Raw genomic sequence first — 1,407 nt, 5'->3', positions numbered from 1 at the left:
CGGCAGACCGCCAAGTAACAAAGCCACCCGCCTCGCCGCGTCCTGCCACGCCGGCGGGGCGGGTCTCCCCACAGAAGGGCCGCCGCCCATGAGGACCCGACTCGCGGCGCTCGCCGCGTTACTCCTGCTTCCCCTGTTCCTCCTGCCACCCCCCGCGCACGCCGCCACCGGCATCCGCGTCAGCGGCGCGAGGATCCTGGAGGCCAACGGCCAGGAGTTCGTCATGCGCGGGACCAGCCACGCGCACACCTGGTACACCGGCCAGACCAAGGCGTTCGCCGACATCAAGTCGCTGGGCGCCAACACCGTGCGCGTCGTGCTCAGCGGCGGGCGCTGGGCCCCCAACCCCGCCTCCGACGTCGCCAACGTCGTCTCCCTCTGCAGGACCAACCGGCTGATCTGCGTGCTGGAGAACCACGACACCACCGGGTACGGCGAGCAGAGCGGCGCGTACACGCTGGACCAGGCCGCCGACTACTGGATCAGCGTCAAGAGCGCCCTGACGGGCCAGGAGAACCACGTCATCGTCAACATCGGCAACGAGCCCGTCGGCAACAACGCCGTCACCCCCGACTGGGCCACCGCCACCGCCAACGCGATCAAGAAGCTGCGCGCCAACGGCTTCGAGCACGCGCTCATGGTCGACGCCCCCAACTGGGGCCAGGACTGGCAGAACACCATGCGGTCCAACGCCGCCACCGTCTTCAACGCCGACCCCGCCAAGAACACGATCTTCTCGGTGCACATGTACGGCGTGTACGACACGGCGGCCGAGATCACCTCGTACATGGACGCGTTCCGGACCGCCGGGCTGCCGCTGGTGGTCGGCGAGTTCGGGTTCAACCACTCCGACGGTAACCCGGACGAGGACACGATCATGGCCCAGGCCGTCTCCCGCGGGCTCGGCTACCTGGGCTGGTCGTGGAGCGGGAACGGCGGCGGCGTCGAGTACCTGGACCAGGTCACGAACTTCGACGTCACCCAGCTCACCTCCTGGGGCCAGCGGCTGTTCAACGGCGCCAACGGGATCGCCGCCACCGCGCGCGAGGCGACGATCTACGGCGGCACCACCACCGACCCGACCCCGCCCAGCACGCCCGGCACCCCCGCCGCCGGCGCGATCACCTCCTCCGGGGCCACGCTGACCTGGACCGCCTCGACCGACAACGTACGGGTGACCGGGTACGACGTGTACCAGGCGCCGAGCACGTCGCTCGGGCAGTCGGCGACGAACTCGATCACCCTCACCGGGCTGACGCCCGCCACCGCGTACACGGTCTTCGTCAAGGCGCGGGACGCGGCCGGCAACGTCTCCGGCGAGTCCGGCCGGGTCACCTTCACCACGCTGCCCGGCGGCACCGGCGGCGGCTGCACCGCCGCCGCCACCGTGCAGTCGCAGTGGGGCAG

The 1,407-nt window shown here is 70.9% G+C and carries 1 protein-coding gene; it reads left to right on the top strand.

Going from position 1 to position 1,407, the window contains the following annotated elements; all coding sequences use genetic code 11:
- Window positions 1-88: 88 nt before the first annotated feature.
- The coding region (locus KME77_RS19805; RefSeq protein ID WP_219469889.1) for a cellulase family glycosylhydrolase at window positions 89-1,407 on the top strand (1,319 nt) is incomplete at its 3' end.

The sequence above is a fragment of the Nonomuraea rhizosphaerae genome (assembly GCF_019396405.1).
Classification (GTDB): domain Bacteria; phylum Actinomycetota; class Actinomycetes; order Streptosporangiales; family Streptosporangiaceae; genus Nonomuraea; species Nonomuraea rhizosphaerae.
The sequence above is the reverse complement of the archived record's forward strand: the minus strand, read 5'-3'. Positions and strand labels throughout refer to the sequence as shown.